The sequence below is a fragment of the Psychrobacter sp. TB55-MNA-CIBAN-0194 genome, assembly GCF_040309505.1.
In the GTDB taxonomy this organism is placed as follows: domain Bacteria; phylum Pseudomonadota; class Gammaproteobacteria; order Pseudomonadales; family Moraxellaceae; genus Psychrobacter; species Psychrobacter fozii.
Map to the genome: position 1 here is coordinate 1 of NZ_JBEOOW010000453.1, position 260 is coordinate 260.

The following is a 260-nucleotide window of genomic DNA, read 5'->3' on the forward strand; positions in this document are numbered from 1 at the left end:
GTCCCCGAAGCATGCTCTGCGCTGGTCATCACCACATCAAAACCTGCATCCATACATACTTTGGCAATACGCTCATCATCGGTCGCAATACACATATCATCAGCGAAGTGTGCTGCCTGCGCCTTTTCAGCGACCCACAGAATCATCGGCTTACCATGAATGTTTAATAATGGCTTACCGGGTAATCGCGTACTCTTAAAACGAGCAGGAACGACAATATGCGTTTTGGCGGGTGTAATAAATGGCGACATGGTGTATTC

1 protein-coding gene is annotated in these 260 nt (G+C 47.7%); it reads right to left on the minus strand.

Annotation, left to right across the window (positions count from 1 at the left end):
* Positions 1-251 (minus strand): cytidylyltransferase domain-containing protein (locus AAEY75_RS15860; RefSeq protein WP_502944444.1); only part of this gene is annotated, 251 nt, incomplete at its 3' end.
* Positions 252-260: the final 9 nt, after the last annotated feature.